Genomic DNA, 3,213 nt, shown 5'->3' with positions numbered 1-3,213 from the left:
AGAAGCGGGTTCTACTCCCGCGTGTGTATCTCCTCAAAGGGATGTCGGCTCTAGCCGTAGGGGCGGGCTTCCACGCCCGCCCGGATTCTCCCCCCTTTGCAAAGGCCGTGGGGGATTAACACTACCTACTCCCCCCTTTGTAAAAGGGGGGCCGGGGGGAATTTAATACTACCTACTCCCCCCTTTCCTAAAGGGGGGTCGGGGGGGATTTAAAGAAGCAGGTTTTTACTCCTGCCTGCATCTTCCCCGCAGAAGACGTTTCGGCTCTAGCCGTAGGGGCGGGCTTCCACGCCCGCCCGGATTCTCCCCCTTTCTCAAGGGGGGGCCGGGGGGGATTTGACAGAAGCGGGGTTCTACTCCCAACTGTATATCCCCGCAGAAGACGTTTCGGTTCTAGCCGTAGGGGCGGGCTTCCACGCCCGCCCGCCAATGCTGGCTTGTTTATCTTGGATAAATAAAAGGGAGATGACAGGGATGACCGGCAGATGGGACAGCGCCCGGGGAACCAAAATAATCGCCTTTCTTCTCTGCCTTGCGGTCATACTGGGAAGCGCGGCGGCAGTTGCTCTTATCAAGCAGCACTATGATCAGAAGATCGACTCTCTCACCCGGCATATTGAAGCGCTGCAGAGGCAGATCGGCAGCGGCAGCGGGGGCAAGGCCAACATCTACAGCCTGGCCTATACCGAGGGCCTCAGCGTGCCGGAAATAGCCGAGAAGGCAGGCGCCTCGGTAGTGGGCATCAAGATTACGGCCCAGGTTAAAGGCTTTTCGGGCTGGTTCGGGCCGCAGATCTACGAGCAGGTCAGCGAGGGCTCGGGAATTATCTACAATGAAGAGGGCTATATCATTACCAACTACCATGTGGTGGGCAGCTACGCTTCCAGCGAAAGCGGCCACATCGAGGTCTACCTGGCCGATGGGCGCTCCGCCGCCGCAAAGTATATCGGCGGAGACCAGCAAAACGACCTGGCGGTGATCAAGATTGATCTCGACAACCTGCCCGTGGCCGAATTCGGCTCATCGAGCAACCTGCGCCCCGGCGAATTCGCCATGGCCATCGGCAACCCCCTGGGGATGGAGCTGGCCGGCTCGGTCACCGTCGGGGTCATCAGCGGCATTGAGCGCAAGGTGGAGGCGGAAAACGTCGCCGACAGCCTCATCCAGACCGATGCGGCGATCAATCCCGGCAACAGCGGCGGGGCCCTGGTTAACGGGCGGGGCCAGGTTATCGGCATCAATACCATTAAAATTGCCACCACCGAAGTCGAGGGGATTGGCTTTGCCATCCCCATCGATTACGCGCTCCCCATTGTCGACTCCATCATCGCCTACGGCTATGTCAAGGGGCGGCCCGCCATCGGCATTAGGGGCACCGATATCAATGAAATGACGGCCCGCTTTTACAACATCCCCCAGGGAGTCTTAATCACCGATGTCGTTGCCGGGAGCGCCGCGGAGAAGGCGGGCCTGCAGAAAAACGACATCATCACCGCCGTTGACGGCACCGAAGTCACCTCCATGAGCGCGCTTAAGAAAATTTTGAAGCAGCACCGGGCCGGCGACGAGATCACCATCACCTATTATCGCTACCAGGATGGGCAAACCAGGTCCATCAAGCTGGTCCTCGACGAAAGCAGGTAAAGTCCACCGGGAGCTTGTGTTGCCTGGCGGGATTAATTGTAAGGGCGGAGTTCCACCCCCGCCTAGGGGAACCTTTTAAGCAATAAATGTGTCATATATATGTCACTCATAAATGCTATAATTATTCTATAATCGTCAAAATTGAGTTCCAGCCATTAAGTCATCGTTTATCATCGCAGATCCGCTCGTTCCAACTGGGTTGCAACCGTTCTTGTCCGAACACTCACTGTCAATAAGACTGATGAAAGGCGGTATCTGCGTTGGTCCGCTATCCCCGTACCGGCACCCAGCCGGAAACGCTGGTCAAAATACTGATTACCGTCATTGAGAAAACGCCTTCCGGGGGCGCCACCCTGGAAGATCTGCAGGAGGCCTACGCGGAGATTAACGACCGGCGCCCCTCGGTGAGGACCATCTACCGCCTCATCAGGCGCCTGAACCTTTTTTTTGACCCCCTCTGCTACGGTGAAACGCCCGACCCGGGAGAGGAGCCGGAAGGCGCTGGCGAGCCTGTAATGGGGGAGAAAGCCATCTGCAGCCGCAGGTGCGGCTCAAAGACATACTATATCTTTCGCCGCGTGAAGAGCGACCAGCCGGGCGGCGCCCACGATGCCACCATGCTGCTGCTGGGCATGTATCCCCAGCTGCGGGGGGCGATGAAAAGCAGCATCGAGGCGGCCATGCGGAGCATCTTCCGCCAGACCCTGTCCGGCCTGAGCACCTTTGCCGGCATATTAAGCGAACTGGAGCAGATGGTCTATGTATCCGGCGCCTTTCCTGCCGATCCCGCGAAAAGCGAGGCCATGATCCGGGAAATACTGCGCGCCATCCGGGAGAGAAAGAAAGTGCGCCTCAACTACCTGCGCACCTATGACGGCGCCGTCACGAAGCGGGTGGTGGAGCCCCACGGCCTTCTCTGCCGCCTGAACAACTGGTATCTCACCGGCCGCTGCACCCAGCGCCGGCAAAGGCGCGTCTTCCTGCTTCTGAACATCAAGGAGCTGGAAGTGATCGAGAACAGCTCTTACCGCATGCCTCCCGGCTTCTCGCTGAAAGAATCCTACAGGGATGTCTGGGGCACCTGGACCGAGAATGAATCGGGAGAGCTGGAAACGGTGCGTCTTAGAGTCCGCGCCGGCCCCGCGGAGCGCTTCAGGCACAACCTCTTTCACGAAAGCCAGCAGACGAAGGAGCTGCCCGGCGGCGAACTGGAAGTTATCTACCGCCTCACCGCGGCACAGGAGATGATCCCCTGGCTCATGAGCTGGAGCGACGCCATTGAGGTGCTGGAGCCGGCCTGGCTTAGAGAACAGCTGATCAATAACCTTCAGGAAACGCTGCGCTATTACCGCCAAAAACAATAACCACCAGCTTGTTCACTCTCTTCTAAATAACGATAAAACTCTACAATATGCTTGCGTGTGACATCATCATGTCACAACAATTTGCTATGATATTTCCACGGGCTCCCTATTTTGTCAACCTGAGGACAAATCCCGGCTCCTGCCCTTCTCATCCTGAAGGCGAACCCGGTCTTTTGCCCGCAACATTATGATGATGATGATGCTG

2 protein-coding genes are annotated in these 3,213 nt (G+C 57.7%); both read left to right on the top strand.

Going from position 1 to position 3,213, the window contains the following annotated elements:
• The first annotated feature begins 474 nt into the window (after positions 1–474).
• Positions 475–1,644: a S1C family serine protease gene (locus tag ACE4YL_RS10940; protein WP_461369639.1), complete on the top strand. Its 1,170-nt coding sequence runs from the start codon at positions 475–477 to the stop codon at positions 1,642–1,644.
• Positions 1,645–1,904: 260 nt separating this feature from the next.
• The gene (locus ACE4YL_RS10935) at positions 1,905–3,008 is read left to right on the top strand and encodes a helix-turn-helix transcriptional regulator (protein ID WP_461369638.1); all 1,104 of its coding nucleotides are present in this window, start codon (positions 1,905–1,907) and stop codon (positions 3,006–3,008) included.
• The last annotated feature ends 205 nt before the right edge of the window (positions 3,009–3,213 follow it).

Source organism: Candidatus Darwinibacter acetoxidans (genome assembly GCF_041936445.1).
In the GTDB taxonomy this organism is placed as follows: domain Bacteria; phylum Bacillota; class Limnochordia; order Darwinibacteriales; family Darwinibacteriaceae; genus DTU010.
This window is presented reverse-complemented; position numbering and strand designations above follow the sequence as displayed.

Bases quoted from the DNA above. Each gene is read 5' to 3' on its own strand.
- ACE4YL_RS10940 (WP_461369639.1), top strand. From the start codon at position 475: ATGACCGGCAGATGGGACAGCGCCCGGGGAACCAAAATAATCGCCTTT.